The following is an 18,705-nucleotide window of genomic DNA, read 5'->3' on the forward strand; positions in this document are numbered from 1 at the left end:
TTTCCTCACACGCGTTCGTAAAGGGCGACCACGGCGGCACCGCCAAGGCCGATATTGTGCTGGAGCGCGAACCGCAGCCCCTCCACCTGCCGCTGCTCGGCCTGGCCGCGCAGCTGCCAGACCATCTCGGCACACTGGGCCAGACCCGTGGCGCCCAGCGGATGGCCCTTGGACAGCAAGCCACCCGACGGGTTGGTCACGACCTTGCCGCCATAGGTATTGTCGCCGTCCCAGATGAACTTCTCTGCGGTCCCTTCCGGCGTCAGGCCCAGCGCCTCATAGGTCAGCAGCTCGTTGGCGGTGAAGCAGTCATGCAGTTCGACCGCCCCCACCTCTTCCGGACCTACACCGGCCAGCTCATAGACCTGATCGGCAGCGGCCTTGCTCATGTCATAGCCGACGACCTGCATCATCGACCGGGATTCAAAGGCGGCCGGTGTGTCGGTGGTCATGGCTTGAGCCTTGATGCGCACCGGTGCTACCAGACCGTGCTTGGCCGCGAATTCCGCCGAACAGATGATGGCGGCGGCGGCCCCGCAGGTGGGCGGGCAGCACTGGTAACGGGTCAGCGGCCCATACTGGTGCGCAGACGCCATCACCTCTTCCACCGTCAGCGGCGTGCGGAAGATGGCCAGCGGGTTATGGGCCGCATGCTTGCGCGCCTTTTCGGAGATCTTGGCGAAGGTCTCGTCCTTCGCGCCGTACTTCTTCTGATATTCCACGCCCGCGCCGCCGAAGAACTGGGACGCTGGCGGTGCTTCGGTGAATTCCTGCAGGTTCAGCATGGCCTGCAGGTGGTTGGCCATGGGGTTGGCGCGGTCCATGAAATTGGAGCCGAGCGCGCCGGGCCGCATCTCCTCGAACCCCACGGCCAATGCGCATTCCACGGCACCGCTCTCTACCGCCTGACGGGCGAGATACAGGGCCGTAGAACCGGTGGAGCAGTTGTTGTTGACATTGATCACCGGAATACCGGTCAGGCCCACCTTGTAGACTACCGACTGGCCGCAGGTGCTGTCGCCATACACATAGCCGGCATAGGCCTGCTGGATCTGGTCGTAGCTGACGCCGGCATCCTTCAACGCCAGGCGGATCGCCTCCTCACCCATCTCCTGATAGCCGTCGCTGGCCCCCGGCTTCTTGAAAGGGATCATCCCGACCCCTGCCACCCTGACATCGCGTCGCATGGTGTGCGCTCCTCCTGATTAGGGTTTTGAATTTTGACTTCATGTTCAAATTTCAAATGGACGTTAAAATTCTGACTGCGACCTGTCAAGCGCATTTCGCGACGTCGCCGCGAAATGTCCCGGCGATCAGGTCGGCGGCCTTTTCGGCGATCATGATGGTGGGCGCGTTGGTGTTGCCGGACACCAGGCTCGGCATGATGGAAGCATCGACCACGCGCAAACCGTCGATCCCCCGCACCCGCAATTGCGGATCGACAACGGCATCCGGATCACTGCCCATGCGGCAGGTGCCGACAGGGTGATAGACCGTGTTTCCCTGCGCCTCGGCGAACGCCAGCAGGCTGTCATCGCCGTCACGCGGATCGATGCCCAGCGGCTTCGCTCCCAGGCGCAACAGAGCGGGCGCCGCCAGGATGGACAGGGTCAGCCGTAACGAGGCCAGCGTGACACGCCGATCCTCCTCTGCGGTCAGATAGTTGGGCCGGATCAGTGGCAGGGCCAGGGGATCGGGACCGGCCAGGCGGATGTGGCCCCGGCTTTCAGGGCGCAACTGGCACGGCGCGCAGGTCAGGGCCGGGAACCTGTCCAGACGTCCTGATTCATAAACGGACGAACTGCCGGGCAGCATATGCATCTGGATGTCGGGACTGGCCAGCCCGAACCGGCTGCTGGCGAAGACCACGACATGCGCCGCGGCGGAAGAGAACATGCCACGCGATTGCAAGGCATAGGCGGCGGCGGCCTTCAGGAGACCCCAGGGCCGGCCCTGCTCGTTATAGGTGCCGGCCGGGTCCAGCCGGGCGATGACAGGGACGGCATAATGGTCCTGAAGATTGCTGCCCACGCCCGGCCGGTCCAGCAATACGGGCAGGCCCGTTTCCCGCAGATGCGCCCCCGGCCCGATGCCCGACAGCATCAGCAGTTGCGGCGAGGCCACGGCCCCGGCCGCCAGCAATATCTCGCCCCTGGCCAGGATGCGCTGTTCCTCCCCGCCGCGACGAACACGTACCCCGACGGCCCGGCCGCCTGAAAGCTCGATGCGGGTGACGGTGCAGCCTGTCATGACCCGCAGATTGGGCCGACCCATGATCGGGCGCAGGAAGGCCTGGGACGCCGACACGCGGCGACCGTTGCGCGCCGTCATCTGAAAGATGGACACGCCCTCCTGCTCCACCCCGTTATAGTCCGGATTGCGGGGCAGCCCGACTTCCGTGCAGGCCTGCATGAAGGCCTCGTCCACGGGCAGCAGGTCAAACGGCGGGCTGACGCAAAGCGGCCCGCCCTGCCCCCGCCATTCCGACGGCGGCCCCTGCCAATCCTCCGACCGGCGGAAATAGGGCAGCACCTCATCGAACGACCATCCGGGACAACCCAGCTGGACCCAGCCGTCATAATCCAGCCGGTGCCCGCGCACATAGACCAGGCCATTGATGGCCGACGAACCGCCCAGCACCTTGCCCTTGGCCCAGCGGAAAGCCCGCCCGCCAAGATCCGGCACCGTGCGATAGTTCCAGCTATAGGAAGGCGAATGCGCGGTCAGGCCGAAGGCCAGCGGCACCTGGATCAGCGGATTGCGATCCAGGCCCCCTGCCTCCAACAGCAATACCCGCTTGCCCGGGTCCGCCGACAGCCGGTTGGCCAGCACGCAACCCGCACTGCCCGCCCCGATGATCAGATAGTCGATCTCCATCGCCATCTCCATCACAGCCGGACATCGGCCCAAAGCAGTCCCCGGCTGTCCGAAGACGGGCCGACGAACACGCGGTGCAGCCCACCTTCCACCTGCCAGCGCCGCCCGTCCGGGCACCACCAGGCCAGGTCGGCGGGGGGTACATGGAAATGCAGCGTCCGCGTCTCGCCGGGCCGCAGGGCGACACGCTGAAACCCGCGCAGCAGCTTCACCGGCCGTTCGGCGGCGATGCCGGGGAAGCCGACATAAAGCTGCGCCACCTCGTCCGCCGCCATCGCCCCGTCATTGCGGATGCTGACCTGGGCGTCGATGCCGCCATCGGCCGCCGCCCGCGCCTTCAGCGCCCGCCAGGCGAAGCGCGCATAGGACAGGCCATGGCCAAAGGGAAAGGTCGGGCGCACCCCATGCTTTTCCAGCAGCGCATAGCCATGCCAGGGACCGTACTCGATACTGTCGGCATCCTTGTCGAACGGCGGATAGTCCGTTGCCGCCGCCGCGACGGTAAAGGGCAGCCGCCCGGAGGGCGAGACCCGGCCGGTCAGCAGGTCGGCCAGCGCCCGCCCACCCTCCATGCCGGCATAGAAGCTCTGCAGCACCACCGGTACGGCATCGATCCATTCCCCCATCAACACAGCGGAACCGGCCACGATCACCACGATGCAGTTGGGTTGCGCGGCCGCCACACTGCGGACCAGATCGACCTGATCCGCCGGCAGGTGCAGGCTGCCACGGTCACCACCGGACATAAGCTGGTTGTCGCTCCCCGTCTCGACCTGACCCAGGGAGATGTCGCCGGGAATGAACTCGCCCTCGTCGCGGGCGGTGTAGCCGACGATGATGATCGCCGCCTGCGCCTGCGCGGCGGAAAGTGCCGCCGCCGCCACGTCCCCCTCATCCCCCCCGAACCGAACAGCATCGCCCAGCAAGGTCGACAACCCCTGCAAGGGGGGCGCCACTGCCGGCGGGGAGACACGGCTGGACCCGTGGTCACCCAGGTTGGGCAGCTGCGCCAAGCGCCCGAACAGGGCGACATCATGCAGGGCGCCGCCATCCAGCGGCAGCACCGGCCCCTCATTCTTCAGCAGCACGGCCGACTTCACCGCCGCCTCATAGGCAAGGTCCCGGTGCGCCGGACACGCCACCAGATCGGACGTATAGCCCTCCAGCGGATCCTCCGCGGCGGCGAAGCGATAGAGCGTGGTCAGGATACGTCGGCCGGCGATGTCGATGACCGATGGCTCGATCGCCCCGCTTTCCACCGCTTCCACCAGCCGGGAGCCGAAATTGATGGGCTCCGGGTTCTCGATATCCAGGCCGGCGGCGGCACCATAGGGCGCCTTCACCCCGAAGACCCAGTCGGAATGGACGAAGCCGTCGAAGCCCCATTCATGGCGCAGAATATCGGTCAGCAATTCCCGATGCTGGCCGCAGAACTCCCCATTCACCTGATTGTAGGCGCTCATCACCGAGGCGCAGCCGGCATCCAGCACCCGCTTGAAATGCGGCAGCCAGACCTCACGCAAGCTGCGCGCATCGACCCGGACATCGACCTTGAAGCGCGCATTCTCAATGGAGTTCAGCGCGAAATGCTTCACGGTAGCGATGACATTGTGGGTCTGTATGCCCGTCGCCAGCGCCGCCCCCATCAGCCCGACATGGTAGCTGTCCTCGCCATAGGTCTCCTGCGCCCGGCCCCAGGCGGGATGGCGCAGCAGGTTGACGCAGACCGCCCCCGACAGATTACACCCCTGCGCCCGCGCCTCGATCCCCATCGCCTCGCCAATGCGGCGTTCCAGGTCGGTGTCGAAGCTGGCACCCCGCGCCATGCTGACGGGAAAGCAGGTGGAATTGCCACGTACCACGCCGCGCGGCCCGTCGGTGAAGTAAAGCGCAGGCACGCCCAGCCGCTCGCACCCGCCGCCCGCCCGATAGGGATGGGCACCCCAGCGCCCCGCACTTTCCGCGAATTGCTGGAAGAAGCCATGGCCAGACATCATCGCCACTTTCTCCTCCAGCGTGGCGGCGGCCAGGACGCGGGTCACCTGCTGGGCGATCTCCGCCTCCGTCATGCCTTTCACGGGCCCCAAATCGGACATTGCTTTCCTCCCTCTGCCCTGCCGTTCCCATCGCCGCCGGGCTCGTTTCCCGCATATTTATCCCATTGGACAAATTTGACAAGCAGGAACGGCGGAAGGTCCTAAAGCAAGGGACCCGTCCGGTGCCGGAACGGGTCCCTTGGGCATGGCAGCACGGGAAGGCGACGGTCAGGTAAGCGGGACAAGGCGGATTGCCTGACCGCCACCGGGGGCCAAGCGGATCAGTAACTGGTCACCCGCCCCCACCCGGACGGTCCAGACCCTCCAGGCATCGGGATTGTCCCGCCAGTCGGCGTCGGGCGCATCGCCATGGATCGTGGCCTGATAGGACACCCCTTCCTCCAGGAAGCCCAGGTCGATCTCGATATCCAGCGCCCGCCCGTCCCCGATGGCACCGATATACCAGTCACGCCCGCCCCGTTCCTGCCGGGCCATCACGACATGGTGGCCCACCTCCCCCTCCAGGGCGATGGATCGTTCCCAATCGACGGGCACATCCTTGATGAACTGGAAGGCCGGATGGCCTTCGTAATTCTCGATCAGGTCGGCCGCCATCTGCATGGGGCTGTGGATGACGACATACAGGGCGAGTTGCTTGGCGAGTGTTGTATTCACCCGGGACCCGCCATAGATCAGCCGCCGCTGCAACCCGCGCCAGCCCCGCAGCCGCTTCAGGGCCGGATCGAAGATGCCGGGGGTGAAATCCATCGGGCCGGACAGCAGGCGGGTGAAGGCCAGCACCGCCTCATGCTCCGGCGGATTGCCACCATCCGCCACGTCGAACGCATTGAACTCCTGCCCTCGCGCGCATTCGCGGGAGAACAGGTTGGGCCAGGTGCGGCGAAGCCCGGTATCCTTCACCCCCTCATGGGCGATGACGGCGATGCCCAGCCGGGCCATCACCGCGGTCACCATCGCATGATGGTTCACGCTGAACTGGCCATAATGCCATTCATGGCTGGTGCTGCCGTCGGGCAGGCGGCGGACCAGGCCGGGCTGAGCCGCCACATAGCCGGTCTTGACCACCTTGGCACCCCAGCGGCGCAGACCCGCCGTGATCTCCGGCAACGAAGCTTCCATATGGCTGATATCGCCGCCGCTTTCGGCATGGCCGACCAGTTGCACATTCTTCGCCCTGGCGTGTGCCAGCACAGCCGCCTCGTCAAAGCCGCTGGACGGTTCGGTGAAGCGCATGGCCTCCACCTTCGGCCATTGGTCCCAGCCCTGGTTCCAGCTTTCGATCAGCACCCCGTCGAACCCGTGCCGGGCGGCGAAGTCGATATAGTCCAGGCAGCGCGCCGTCGTCGCGCCATAATGCGGGCCGGGCACCCGGTCCCAGATGTTCAAGATGTAGCCCCACCAGACGCCGACATATTTGCCGGGCCGGAAGGCAGCCGGATCGATGGCGGGCGGATCGTTCAGGTTCAAGATCAGGCGGGAATTGATCAGGTCCACGGGCCGCCGCGCCACCTGCACCGTACGCCAGGGCGTGCGGATGGTGCCGTCCCCGCGTACCTTCACGCCGTCTGACCAGGGTGTCAGATCACAGCGCAGCATGCCACCCGGCTGTGGCGCCAGGTTCATGCCGGCATAGTCGACCAGAGCCGCTTCGTGGAAGCAGAGGGTCAGGCCGTTCTCCGTCCTTACCGTCAACGGCGTGTGCAGGGCGCGGCCCCGTGGTTCGTCCCGCGCGGCCGACAATGGCTGGCAGCGATAGAGATACTCGTCGCGGGCAAACCCATAGGCCGGTAGCCACCAGGCCAGCGGATCGCCGCCCAACACGAACTCCGTCCGTTCGTCCATGATCTCCAGATGCCCGACGTCGGGCAGGACGGACCGCAAAGCCAGACCGTCATCGAACAGGCGCAGATGCAGTTCCAGCAGGCGCCCCTCGCCCCCCTCTTCACGCAGCACCAGCACCATTTCATTGTGCCGGTCATGGATCAGCCGTTCCTCGCCCCACGGCTGTTCCCAGACGGCATCCTGTTCGCGCCGCCGTTCCTCCACCACGGCCAGTCCCCGCTGCAACCGACCGCCCGGCCGCAGGTCGAAACCCAGCCGGGACGGGCGGATGACCGATCGGCCGTCGACCGCCAATTCGTAAATCGGCGCGCGCGGGTCGATGGTGACGGTGGCCACCATCCGCCCGTCGGGAGAAACCAGGGAATATGACGGTCCTTCCGGCCGGTCGATGGCGGGCTCATGCTCCGCTGGTGGCGGCCAGCGGTCGAACGGTTCCGTCGCGCGACGGCGCTTATAGGCTTCCGCCCCGCGCCATTGCCGCAGGAACTCCGGCGCGCGTTCATTGATGGCATGGGCCCCCGCCCCCACCCCGACGGCCAGCCCGCCCAGCGCCGCCGTGCGCAGCAGGTCGCGGCGATTGAGTCTCATTCCCCGCCCTCCATCTCCTCGGCGGGGTGGGCATCGGCCCATTGCTGCCAGGCGGCAGCCATGGTGGCGACGCGCTCCGGCTGCTGGGTCGCCAGATCATGGCTTTCGGTGGGATCTGCCACCACGTCATAAAGCTCCCAAGGCCCACCCTTGCCGCTGCTGACCAGCTTGTAGACCCCGTCGCGGACGGCGCGTTCCTTGTTGAAGGACCAGAAATAGCGCTGATGGCCGGTAAAGGCGGGATCGGTGAAGGCGGGGCGCAGGCTTTGCCCGGCGATACCGGGATCATTGGCCGGTGCAACGCCCGCCAGATCCAGCGCGGTCGGCAGCAGGTCAGCCACATGGCCGAAAGCCGTCGTCACCTGCCCCTTACGCGCCAGCCCCGCCGGCCAGTTCACGACCATGGGCGTGCGGATGCCGCCTTCGTACAGGAAGCGCTTGTAGCGGCGATAAGGCGTGTTGGAAACGGCCGCCCAGGGTTCCTTATAGGCCGTGTTGGTTGCCGCCGATCCAATAGGGGCAGACGGGTCATCATAGCCAAATTTGGGGCCCATCGGTTCGGCCGAAGCGCCGTTGTCGGACAGGAAGAAGATGATGGTGTTGTCGCGCTGGCCCGTCTCCTCCAGCGCCTTCAGCACGCGGCCCACCCCCTGGTCCAGATGGTCGAGTTGGGCAGCATAGACCTCCATCCGCCGTGCCCATTCCGCCTTGTTCTCCACCTTGTCCCAGGCGGGAATTTTCTCCGGCAAGGGAGGCAGTATGGCGTCGACCGGCAGCAGGCCCTTGTCCTTCATATGCTGGAACCGCCGCTGGCGCACCACATCCCATCCGGCATCGAACCGCCCCTTATATTTGGCGATGTCGGCATCCAGCGCGTGCAGGGGCCAGTGCGGAGCCGTGTAGGCCAGATACATCAGGAAAGGCGCCTTTGCCCCCTTCTGCGCCTGCACCGTGGCGACAGCCCGGTCGGTGATTGCATCCGTCATGTAGAAACCCTTGGCCGGGGGCAGCCATATCTGGTCATTGGCCACCATGAAGGGCTTGGGTGGCCAGAGATGCCGGCGCTCCGGATCGTCCTGGTCCTCCCGCATGCGCATTTCGAAATAGCTGGACGCCCCCGTGATCAGCCCGAACGCCTGGTCGAAGCCACGCCGGTAGGGCCAGTCCGGCGGGGCCGCCCCCAGATGCCATTTGCCCACCAGATGCGTGCTGTAGCCTGCCTGGCGCATCCGGTCACCGAGGGTCGGCACGTCGCGCCGCAGATGTTCATCCACGCTTGGCCCCTCACCACCACGTTCCAGCAATCCGCGACTGGTATGGCCGGTCAGCAGGGAGGCGCGGGTGGGCGTACATTTCGTTTCATTGTAGAAGCCGGTGAACAGCAGCCCGTCACGGGCCAGCCGGTTCAGGTTGGGCGTGTCGATATCCCCGCCGATAAAGCCAGGATCGGCATAGCCCATGTCATCGGCCAGGATGATCAGAATATTGGGCCGGTCCGTCGCCGCCCGCGCCAGCGCGGTGCCGGCCAGCAGGGCAAGGGCGCACAGGCCGGCCAGCCGGCACCAGCGGCCGGAAAGATCAGGCTTGCGCATGGGGAGGCTCCTTCATGGACGCAGCCATTCGGGTGGGAATTCGCCCTGCGGGGCACCGTCGCGGCTGCGATAGATGCGGCCGTCGCGGTTCTTGGCATCGAAGGGAATGACGCGTTCCCCCTCCCGGTTTCGCAAGGCCGCGAACAAGCGCTCGCGCAATTGCTGCTTCAGGGCTGCATAATCCGGCCGGGCAGCCAGATTGCGCGTCTCGTCCGGGTCGGTGGACAGGTCGTACAGTTCCTCCGGCTCCCAGACGCCATGATAGTAGATGTACTTGTACCGGTCGGTACGGATGGCGAAGGTCGTGGGCGTGTGAGGCAGCGCGAATTCCCAGTAATATTCGTAGATCAGCTCCTGGCGCGCGCCCTCACCCACCGGCTTGCCCTCTGCCAGGGCGCGGAAGCTGTGCCCTTCGAAGTCGACCGGGGCCGTCACACCGGCCAGATCCAGCACGGTCGGCGCCACGTCCAGATTGGCGACCATCCCGCCGACCACGCCGCCCGCCGGGAACCGGCCCGGCGCATAGGCCAGCAAGGGAACGCGGATCGACGGTTCATAGGCGTTGCGCTTGTCGATCAGCCCATGTTCCCCGAACAGGAAGCCATTGTCGCTCATGAACAGGATGATGGTGTCCCGCTCCTGCCCCGTTTCCCGCAGCCAGGACAGCAGGCGGCCGACACTGTCATCCACGGCCGACAGGGTTTCGGCATAACGCCGCCGCAGGTCGACCAGCGATTTCTCCCCGTAATAGGCGTAATCGACACCGTGCCAGCTATTGCGCTGTGTACGTACCCAACGCGGCTTGCCGTCATTGTTGGCCGCATTATCGGCCTGGGTGGCCGGCACCGGCACGGGCAAGTCCTTGTACTGGCCCGCATGGCGGGTGGCGGGGGTGAAATCCTCATGCACCGCCTTGTGCGCCAGATAGAGGAAGAAGGGTTTCTCCCCCGCCTTGTCCTGGCCCAGCCAGTCCAGCGCATAATTGGTCAGTTCGTCGGTGATATAGCCCTTCTGCAGCACCTGTATTCCGTCGATATTCAGCATCTGGTGCCCGCCCGGTCCCTGTTCGGGCAGATAGACGCCCTGACCGGCGAAGCTGACCCAATGGTCGAAGCCGGGGCGCGGGGCATCGCCCTGGCCCATATGCCACTTGCCGATCATGGCCGTGCGGTATCCGGCCTGCTGCAACAGGCCGGGGAAGAAACGGGTGCCCGCCGGCTCCGGCAATTCGTTGCCGACAATGTGATGGTTGCGGGCCGACTGCCCCGTCAGGATCGTGGCCCGGCTGGGTGAGCAAAGCGAGGTGGTGACGAAGGCATTGGCGAACCGCACCCCCTCCTTCGCCAGCCGGTCCAGGTTCGGAGTCTTCAGGGCCGGGTTCAGCACGCCCAACTCGTCGAACCGCAGATCATCCACGACAATCAGCACGATGTTGGGCGGGCGCTGGCGGGATGGGGTGTTGGCGCAGACGGCACCGGCGGGAAGCGACAGGACCATCGACAGGCCCAGGCACAGCCCGCGCAAGATCGGGTGGCGGACCATCATTCATACTCCCACTTACGCAGCCAGCGGTCATTCGTGCGTTCCTGGAAGGCCTTCAGCCGTTCCGTCAGATCGCGCAGCGTGTCGGCATGGGCAGGATCGGACGCCAGATTATGGATCTCGTCCGGATCGGCCTTCAGGTCGTACAGCTCGAATGCCGGGCGCTGCATGAAATCGGCCACGGGCCGGGGGCCGAAGCTCTGCTGGTTGCCAGCCAGAAAGCTCTGCCAGCTCAGCGACTTGTACAGGTCCAGCGCGAAGGGGAACGGCAACTGGTGCGCGATGTTCCAGATCAGCTTGTACCGGTCCGTGCGGATCACGCGCATCGGGTAGTACATCTGCACTTCATGGAAGACCTGGCTGGCGAACACTTCGTTCCAGCCGCCGGCGTCCGGTCCTTCCACCAGCGACCGGAAGGATCGGCCCTGCATGTCGCTGCCGTCCTTGTCACCGGCATAATCCAGGATGGTGGGCGCGATATCGACCCAACTGACCATGCCCTGGCGCACCGCGCCCTTGGGTCCGCCGGGGGCCCGCACGATCAGGGGCAGGCGGATGCCGGGGTCATACAGATTGGTCTTGGCCCCCGGAAAGGCTGCCCCATTGTCGGACAGGTAGATGACGACCGTGTCCTCCAGCCGGCCATTCTGGCGCAGCAGCTCCAGAAGACGACCCACACCCTGATCCAGTCGGGCGATGGACTGGTAATATTCGGCCAGTTCCTGGCGCACCCCCGGCGTGTCGGGCAGGAAGGACGGCACGGCGACGGCGGCTGGATCGAAGGTGACAGGCGTCACGCCCGGATAGCCCTGCGGCCGGTTGCCGAAATGGTTGGGCTGACCCGGTGCCATGCCGCCATCGCGGTGGGGATCGTCTGTGGCGAAATACAGGAAGAAGGGGGCCGACCGGTCCTTGATGAAATCCACCGTCGCATCGGCCATGGCCACCGGGCTGCGGCCGATGGAACCTTCGTCATTGGCGGCCCCCTTTGACAGCACCGTCTGGAAGGCGAAGACCTTTTCCGGGGCGATATGGTACTTGCCGATGCGCGCCGTGCGGTAACCCAGTGCAGCCAGCCGGACCGGCAGGGAACGGACCGACGGGAACGCCTGGAAATTGTTCTCCCCATGCTGCAGCCCGTACATGCCGTTGGCATGGACATGCAGGCCGGACAGGATCGTGGCACGGCTGGGCGAGCAACTGGATGCCGTGGCAAAGGCGTTGTCGAAGCGCACGCCGTCTGCGGCCAGCCGGTCCAGGTTCGGCGTGCGGACCTGCCGATTGCCATAGGCGCCCAGCGCCTCCCGCCCGTGATCGTCCGACACGATCAGCACGATATTCGGCTTCTGCGGTGTCGCCGCACCAGCCGATGCGGGCAAACAGATGACCATGATCGCCAGGCCCAAGGCCCAGGCGACGCGCCGCCACTTCATGGTGGGTCCTCCCCCTTATGGTACTTCGCTTTGGTGGTAAGACGGCGTGGAAGCGCCCATCCGCACTAAATCGCTGACGCCTCAATCATTCCGCGCGCAGCGAAAACCGACATGCATCAGCGAGGTTTCGGCCGTGGCATGGCTGCGCGCAGCCAACCGGAAGCCGTGGCAGACATTGGGGTCGCACAGGAACGACCCGCCGCGCATGGCATATTCCGTTTCCTTGGTCGGGGTCACCGGCTTGTCGCGGTCGGCATAGGGGCGATAGACGTCCGCCGTCCATTGCCAGACATTCCCCGCCATGTCCGCCAGCCCGGCCGGTGACCGCCCGAACACACCCACGGGCGAGGTGTAGAGATAGCCGTCGGCCGCGTCATTCTCGTAAGGGAACATGCCGGTCCAGACATTGGCCCGGAACTGCCCCTCCTTCACCAGTTTGTCGCCGAAGGTATAGGTGGCGTCCCCGTCCCCCTGCTGCCCGGCACGGGCTGCCCGTTCCCATTCCGCCTCCGTCGGCAGCCGCCCGCCGCGCCAGGCGCAATAGGCGGCGGCATCGTTCCAGGAGACCTGGGTGACGGGGTGGTCCTGTTCCGCCGCCGGCTGGTCCGGCCCCCGCGGGTGGCGCCAGTCCGCCCCCTTGATCAGCTTCCATTCCCCAGTACCATAGGTCATCACCCCGGCATCGCCAAACTGCTCCGCCTGCGACTTGTAGCCGGTTTCCTTCACGAAATGGGCGAAGGCGGCGACGGTCACCGGCGTGGCATCCAGCAGGAAGTTCCCCACTTGGCGCATGTGCCGCGGCCGTTCATCCACGGGACCGTCATCATTGCCAACCGACACCTCACCGCCGCTGATACGGACCATGCCGTCGGGTGGCTTTGCGGCGCCGGCAGAGATGGGGAGGAGCAGCGAGAGGCCAATGGCCAGACAAAGGGATAGGCGCTTCATCATGCCGGCTCCTCCGCTCAGTATTTCTTCACATTGCGCAGTTTTTCGTCCTTGCCCGGTCCATCGGGCAGGAAATGCTGATCGACATCCCAGTCGCCCTTGCGGCGCATCCAGTTGGGCGGGAAGGTCGCAGCCGGCGCCCCCTCCTGGTTGCGGAACACGGCACCACTGTTGAACTTGCGCGTGAAGGGAATGACATGCTCCCCCTCCCCGTTCGCCAGCATGTCGAACAGTCTGGCCCGCAACGCCACCTTGGTTTCCGTCAGGGCCGGATCATTGATCAGGTTGCGCATTTCCTGCGGGTCGGCCTGCAGGTCGTAGAGTTCCTCAGTATCCCATACACCGTGATACTGGATCAGCTTGTAGCGGTCGGTGCGCACGGCAAAGGTCGTGGGCGTGTGGGGATAGTTGAATTCCCAGTAATACTCATAGAGCAGTTCCTGCCGCCATCCAGCCACCTTGTCTCCCTTAGCCAGCGGCAGGAAGCTGCTGCCGGCAAACGCCGTCGGCTTTTCCGGGATGCCGGCAATGTCCAGTACCGTTGGCGCGATATCCAGGTTGGCGACCATGGCCTCCACCTGCGTGCCCGGCTTGATCAGGCCGGGGGCGTAGGCCAGCAGCGGCACGCGCATGCTCTCCTCATAGGCGTTGCGCTTGTCGATCAGGCCGTGTTCGCCGAACAGGAAGCCGTTATCGCCCATGAAGATGATGGCCGTGTCCTGATCCAGCCCTTCCCGCTTCAACTCTGCCATCAGCTTGCCGACGCTCTCATCGACGGACAGCAAGGTGCGGTAATAGTTGCGACGATATTCTGCGATGTCGATCTGGCTGTGATAGGGGAAATCCACCCCATGCCAGGAATTGCGCTGATTGCGCACCCACAACGGCTTGCCTGCATAGTTGGCCTCTGTGTCCGCCATGCTGGCCGGCGGGTCGATGCGCAGGTCCTTATAGGCATCGGCATGGCGGGGTGCCGGCCGGAAATTGGCATGCAGCCCCTTGTGGGAGACATACATAAAAAACGGCTTGTCCCGGTCGCGGCCCTGACGCAGCCAGTCCAGTGCATAATCCGTCAGTTCGTCCGTGATATAGCCCCTCTGGGGCACATGCCTGCCATCGACATTCAACTGGTTGGGCTGGCCGTTGGCGCTGCTTTCGCCCACCACCTCGTCGGGGAAGTAATTGCCCTGGCCGGCGAAGCTGACCCAGTGGTTGAAGCCGGGCTGCGGATCGTCGCCATCCCCACCCATGTGCCATTTGCCGAAGAAGGCGGTCTGATAACCTGCCTGTTGCAGATAGCTGGGAAAGGTCACCGTGCCCGGCCGCAGGGGGCGGTTGTTATCCACCACCCCATGGTCATGCATATACTGACCGGTCAGGATCGTGGCCCGGCTTGGCGAACAGAGCGACGTGGTGACGAAGGCGTTGCGGAAATGCGCACCCTGGTGGGCCAGCCGGTCCAGGTTGGGCGTTTTCAGCCCTGGGTTCATGATACCCAGCGCGTCGAAACGCTGATCGTCAGTCAGGATGAAGATGATGTTGCGCGGGCGCTTGCCCTCGGCCTGGGCGGACAGGGCTGTCAGGCAGGACAGGGCCAGACCCGTGGCCAGGGCCAGATGTCGGATGGTGCGCATGGGCTGTTCCTGGGGTTTCGGGGTGTCAGTCGGCATTTTCGTTGGCACGGATGGCGCCTTCCGGCACGGCTTCCCAGTGGAAATCCTGGCCGCCCACCACCAGCTTCACCTGTCCGGTTTCCATATCGGGCTTGGATTTGGCGGGATGGGCGGGGATAAGCCGGGCCAAGCCGTCCATCAGCTTCCGGCGAACGGGGTCCCCGGCCAGGTTGACCCATTCATTGGGATCACGGCGGCGGTCATAAAGCTCCTCCCCACCGTCCAGATAGCGGATGTACCGCCAGCGGTCGGTAACGACGGCGAATTCGCCTTCATTGCCCGCGATCAGCACCTGCCGATCCATCGGCCTAGCCGGGTTGGACAGAACCGGGCGCAGATCCTGGCCATCCAGGGGATGGGCCGGCGCCTTCACATGGGCCATCGACACCAGGGTGGGATAGATGTCCAGCAGGCTGGCGACACCGTCATAGCGCCCGGCCTTGATGCCGGGGCCCGCCATGATGAAGGGCACGCCCGTCGTGCGCTGCCACAGGGAATGCTTGGCCCATTTCTCCTTCTCGCCCAGATGGTAGCCATTGTCGGACAGGAAGACGATGATGGTGTTGTCGCGGTTGGGGCCAGCATTCAAGGCGTCCAGCACGCGGCCGATCTGCGCGTCGGCATAGGACATGGCCGCAAGATAGCCCTGAATGGCCACGCGCCAGTCGCCATGCTCCACAATCTCCTTGTGGATGGGCCAGGCACCGGAATTCAGCGGCGATTTCACCGGGGAAACACAGCAAAGCGGCTTCACATGCGGATCGCCCGGCAGGTCGTCCAGATCGTTCAACGGCACGTTCGGCGGCGTGATCTTGGCCAGCGGATAGAGATCGAAATATTTCTGCGGCACGTAGTTCGGCTTGTGCGGGGCAAAGAAGCCGATGGTCATCATGAAGGGTCGGTCGTGTGCCTGCCCCACCTGTTCGGCCGCCCATTTCGCATCGATGCTGTCGGCCATGCGGTCTTCCACCGCATTATCCAGGGCCGCGAAATCGAATTCCGGCGTGCCGGTATAGGTGGGGATGGCAGAGGCAGGACGCTTGGGCGTGGGAGCCGGCGGTGCCCAGGGCAGCATCGGCCAGCCCTTCTCCTTGTTGGCCGGGTTCCAGGCGAAATATTCCGCGTACCCCCGCCGGTCCAGATAGCCATGCATATGGTGGAAGACCTTGCCTGCCCCCAGCACCTTGTATCCGGCGCTGGCGAAATGCGCCGGCAGAGTGGCGATCTCCGGCATCCCAAACAGGGCCGGCTGGTTGCGGTAATGGCCGGAACTGGCCGGGCTCAGCCCCGTCAGGAAGGCTGTGCGCGACGGTGTGCAGAAGGTGGCCGGCGTCTGCATGGACGGGAAGACCAGCCCCCTGGCCGCCAGCCGGTCCAGATTGGGGGTCACTCCCGGACCGCCGGCGAAACCTGTCCAGTCATTCATGTCATCGACCACAATGACCAGGACATTGGGTCGGGCAGGTTCCGCTGCCCCACCATCCGGCACGGGCGCAAGCAGCAGGGCAGCCAGCAGCAAGGCCAGCCTTTTCGCGATTGGAAGCATGGGCGTTCCCGCAAGGTCGGTCGGGGTGCGGGGGCGGACCACGGGCCCACCCCTGCCCGGCGATTGATCAGAAGTTGATCTTCAGGCTGCCGCCGAAGTAACGCAGCGCGTCACGCGGCAGGGCCGCCCGGACGCCACCTCCGAAATCAGCCGACTTGACCAGGGCGCTGGAAAAGTAGCGCTTGTCGAACAGGTTCTTGGCGTAGAGCGTCAGTTGGTAATCGCCGTCGGGCGACCGCAGCCCAGCCGACAGGTCGACCACACCATAGGCCCCCTGGACCAACCGCGGGTCCTGATCGACGGAGAAGTTGAATTCGCTGCGCCAGCGATAGGTGGCGTTCAGCGTCAGGTCGAAGCCGCTGTCAGCAACCTCCGTCGTATAGTCGGTGCCGACATTGAACTGCCATTTCGGCGACCGCGGCGGGCGCCGGCCTTCCAGATTGATGTAGGGCGCGTTGCGGAAGGTGAAGCACTGCGCCGTCCCGATCAGCGGGTCCGGGCATGGCAGGTAATAATCGGCGAACTTGCTGTAGATAGTGTCGGTATAGGCGCCCGACGCGTTGAAGCGCAGGTCGCGGGTGACCCGGAAATTCGTTTCCAGTTCCACGCCGCGCGACCGGACCTGACCGGCATTGACCACATCGCGCAACGTGTCATCCATGACGCCATTGCCGTCGGTATCGACAAAGGTGGTTACATCTTCCTGGAAATCGTCGATCTTGATCTCGAACGCCGTGGCATTGACGGTGATGCGGCGATCCAGCCATTGCGAGCGCAGGCCCGCCTCGAACTGCCGCGACTTTTCCGGCTTCAGTAGGTCGGTTGGAAAGGTCGTGGCATCCGACACGATGCGCAGATCCCAGGACGACCCCTTGTAACCGGTGGAGAAACTGCCGAAGACGTTCAGATCGTCGGTGATGAAATATTGCGCGCCTGTGCGACCGATAAGCTGCGTGTCATCCGACGACCCGTTGAAGGTCCGGCGATTGGTCCCGTCGATGCCCAGATAGTCGGCCGCCGTCTTTTCATAGAGATAGCGCGCGCCGGCGAACAGTTTCAGCTTTTCGACTGGGTAGTAATTGACCTCACCAAACAGGGCCGCATTGTCCGTGTCGATGCCATTGGTGAAGGACCGGTCCCGGTTGATGGGCTTGCCCGTCCCGTTACAATTGGTCACCCGCATCGTGACCGGATCGATGACGGTCTTGGCCGCGTTCAGGTTGAAGCAGCGCGTGTCCGCCGCGTCCCGGTCCAGGCTGGAATGATAATAGAACAGGCCGGCGATATAATCGAACTTGTCCAGGCGGGGCGAGGTCAGGCGCAATTCATGCTGCGTCGTCCAGGTATCCTCGATACCGCCGGTGTTCAGCGGGCCCGCGATGATGGCGCTGGCATCCGCGTCACGGTTTTCATCCAGGTTGAAGGTACGGTAGGTGCCCAGATACTTCACCTGATAGTCACCCAGGCTCAGCGTCGCTTCCAGCCCCGCCCCGTAATTCTCCACGTTGGAATATTGATACTGATCGGCCGCGGTCGTCGTAACATCCGGCCCCACCGGCACCCGACCCAGGGTGATGACGCGGGCGCCGGGATTGTCCGTGGACAGGTGCACCGTACCGGTGCCGTTGCTGTCGCTCTTGGAATAATCGGCGCGGACGACGACGCTGAAATCCGGCGTCAGTTCCGTTAGCCATTGCGCACGCACGCCCCGGCTTTCGGAATTGGTCAGCTTCTTGCCGTCGATGGCGTTGTTATCCAACCAGCCGTCGATCTTCGAATAGCTGGCGTTCAGGCGGATGGCGGAGTTATCGGCAACGGGCAGGTTGACAGCACCCTTCACCGTGCGCTCGCCATGTTCGGCCAAGCCGAGGCTGACATAGCCTTCCTGGTCGTTCAGCTTCGGCTGGCGGGTAATGACATGGATGGCGCCGGCCGAGGTATTGCGGCCGAACAGCGTACCCTGCGGACCGCGCAGCACCTCAACCCGCTCCACATCCGCGACATTCTGGGTCAGCGAAGTGGTGCGGGCGTAAACCTCACCATCCACCATTACCGAGACGCTAGGCTCAAACCCGGACGAAACAGCGTTGGTGCCGATGCCGCGAACAGAGATTTGCGCCGTGCGCGCCTCATCCGCCTGCTGGAAATTCACCCCCACCACCTGAAGGGCGGCATCGATGGCGCGATTGATGCCCTTGGCCTCGATCTGCTCCCCCGTCACCACGCCAACGGAGACGGGAACGGTCTGCAATGTCTCCGACCGTTTGGTTGCGACAACGATGATCTCTTCCAGCGCTTCCACCGCCGGAGTCGCAGCCGCCTGCTTCGCGGCAGGGCGCAGGGTGATGGTGCCGTCGGCATTCTCCGCATAGACCAGGCCGCTGCCTGCCAACAGCGTGGAGAGCGCATCGGCACCGCTCTGCGGACCGGTAACGGCCGGCGCCTGAAGCCCCCGCACCAGATCGGCGGGCGCCACCACCATCACGTCCGCCTGCTTTGAAAAGGCAATCAGGGCCTGCGCCAACGGTTGCGGCTGTATGTTGAAATCGACGGTCTTGCGGGAGACGTCCGCACTTGCAGTCCCGACCGCGATAATGGCCAGCATAG

11 protein-coding genes are annotated in these 18,705 nt (G+C 64.8%); all 11 read right to left on the minus strand.

The window, feature by feature from the left end:
- Positions 1 to 5 precede the first annotated feature (5 nt).
- Positions 6 to 1,187: a lipid-transfer protein gene (locus tag ACODTW_RS12980; protein WP_488946441.1), complete on the minus strand. Its 1,182-nt coding sequence runs from the start codon at positions 1,185 to 1,187 to the stop codon at positions 6 to 8.
- A gap of 85 nt (positions 1,188 to 1,272) precedes the next feature.
- Positions 1,273 to 2,877 (minus strand): GMC family oxidoreductase, encoded by a 1,605-nt coding sequence (locus ACODTW_RS12985; RefSeq protein ID WP_488946442.1) that lies wholly within the window; start codon positions 2,875 to 2,877, stop codon positions 1,273 to 1,275.
- 11 nt (positions 2,878 to 2,888) lie between these two features.
- The gene (locus ACODTW_RS12990; RefSeq protein WP_488946443.1) at positions 2,889 to 4,973 is read right to left on the minus strand and encodes a beta-glucosidase; all 2,085 of its coding nucleotides are present in this window, start codon (positions 4,971 to 4,973) and stop codon (positions 2,889 to 2,891) included.
- A 168-nt stretch (positions 4,974 to 5,141) separates the two neighbouring features.
- The gene (locus tag ACODTW_RS12995; protein ID WP_488946444.1) at positions 5,142 to 7,364 is read right to left on the minus strand and encodes a glycoside hydrolase family 97 protein; all 2,223 of its coding nucleotides are present in this window, start codon (positions 7,362 to 7,364) and stop codon (positions 5,142 to 5,144) included.
- Positions 7,361 to 8,956 carry an arylsulfatase gene (locus ACODTW_RS13000; protein WP_488946445.1) on the minus strand — a complete coding sequence of 532 codons (1,596 nt, stop codon included), beginning with the start codon at positions 8,954 to 8,956 and terminating at the stop codon, positions 7,361 to 7,363. The genes ACODTW_RS12995 and ACODTW_RS13000 overlap by 4 nt, the downstream gene beginning before the upstream one ends.
- Before the next feature lie 12 nt (positions 8,957 to 8,968).
- Positions 8,969 to 10,501 (minus strand): sulfatase family protein, encoded by a 1,533-nt coding sequence (locus ACODTW_RS13005; protein ID WP_488946446.1) that lies wholly within the window; start codon positions 10,499 to 10,501, stop codon positions 8,969 to 8,971.
- Positions 10,498 to 11,931, minus strand: coding sequence for a sulfatase family protein (locus ACODTW_RS13010; protein WP_488946447.1), 1,434 nt, complete (start codon positions 11,929 to 11,931; stop codon positions 10,498 to 10,500). The genes ACODTW_RS13005 and ACODTW_RS13010 overlap by 4 nt, the downstream gene beginning before the upstream one ends.
- Before the next feature lie 81 nt (positions 11,932 to 12,012).
- Positions 12,013 to 12,882 carry a formylglycine-generating enzyme family protein gene (locus ACODTW_RS13015; protein WP_488946448.1) on the minus strand — a complete coding sequence of 290 codons (870 nt, stop codon included), beginning with the start codon at positions 12,880 to 12,882 and terminating at the stop codon, positions 12,013 to 12,015.
- 14 nt (positions 12,883 to 12,896) lie between these two features.
- Positions 12,897 to 14,513 carry a sulfatase family protein gene (locus ACODTW_RS13020; RefSeq protein ID WP_488946449.1) on the minus strand — a complete coding sequence of 539 codons (1,617 nt, stop codon included), beginning with the start codon at positions 14,511 to 14,513 and terminating at the stop codon, positions 12,897 to 12,899.
- 25 nt (positions 14,514 to 14,538) lie between these two features.
- Positions 14,539 to 16,098, minus strand: coding sequence for a sulfatase (locus tag ACODTW_RS13025; protein WP_488946450.1), 1,560 nt, complete (start codon positions 16,096 to 16,098; stop codon positions 14,539 to 14,541).
- A 67-nt stretch (positions 16,099 to 16,165) separates the two neighbouring features.
- Positions 16,166 to 18,703 carry a TonB-dependent receptor gene (locus ACODTW_RS13030; protein ID WP_488946451.1) on the minus strand — a complete coding sequence of 846 codons (2,538 nt, stop codon included), beginning with the start codon at positions 18,701 to 18,703 and terminating at the stop codon, positions 16,166 to 16,168.
- Positions 18,704 to 18,705: the final 2 nt, after the last annotated feature.

This window comes from Niveispirillum sp. FG148 (genome assembly GCF_057809655.1).

Coding starts and splice junctions, on each gene's coding strand:
- ACODTW_RS12980 (WP_488946441.1), bottom strand. CDS start 1,187: ATGCGACGCGATGTCAGGGTGGCAGGGGTCGGGATGATCCCTTTCAAG.
- ACODTW_RS12985 (WP_488946442.1), bottom strand. CDS start 2,877: ATGGAGATCGACTATCTGATCATCGGGGCGGGCAGTGCGGGTTGCGTG.
- ACODTW_RS12990 (WP_488946443.1), bottom strand. CDS start 4,973: ATGTCCGATTTGGGGCCCGTGAAAGGCATGACGGAGGCGGAGATCGCC.
- ACODTW_RS12995 (WP_488946444.1), bottom strand. CDS start 7,364: ATGAGACTCAATCGCCGCGACCTGCTGCGCACGGCGGCGCTGGGCGGG.
- ACODTW_RS13000 (WP_488946445.1), bottom strand. CDS start 8,956: ATGCGCAAGCCTGATCTTTCCGGCCGCTGGTGCCGGCTGGCCGGCCTG.
- ACODTW_RS13005 (WP_488946446.1), bottom strand. CDS start 10,501: ATGATGGTCCGCCACCCGATCTTGCGCGGGCTGTGCCTGGGCCTGTCG.
- ACODTW_RS13010 (WP_488946447.1), bottom strand. CDS start 11,931: ATGAAGTGGCGGCGCGTCGCCTGGGCCTTGGGCCTGGCGATCATGGTC.
- ACODTW_RS13015 (WP_488946448.1), bottom strand. CDS start 12,882: ATGATGAAGCGCCTATCCCTTTGTCTGGCCATTGGCCTCTCGCTGCTC.
- ACODTW_RS13020 (WP_488946449.1), bottom strand. CDS start 14,513: ATGCGCACCATCCGACATCTGGCCCTGGCCACGGGTCTGGCCCTGTCC.
- ACODTW_RS13025 (WP_488946450.1), bottom strand. CDS start 16,098: ATGCTTCCAATCGCGAAAAGGCTGGCCTTGCTGCTGGCTGCCCTGCTG.
- ACODTW_RS13030 (WP_488946451.1), bottom strand. CDS start 18,703: ATGCTGGCCATTATCGCGGTCGGGACTGCAAGTGCGGACGTCTCCCGC.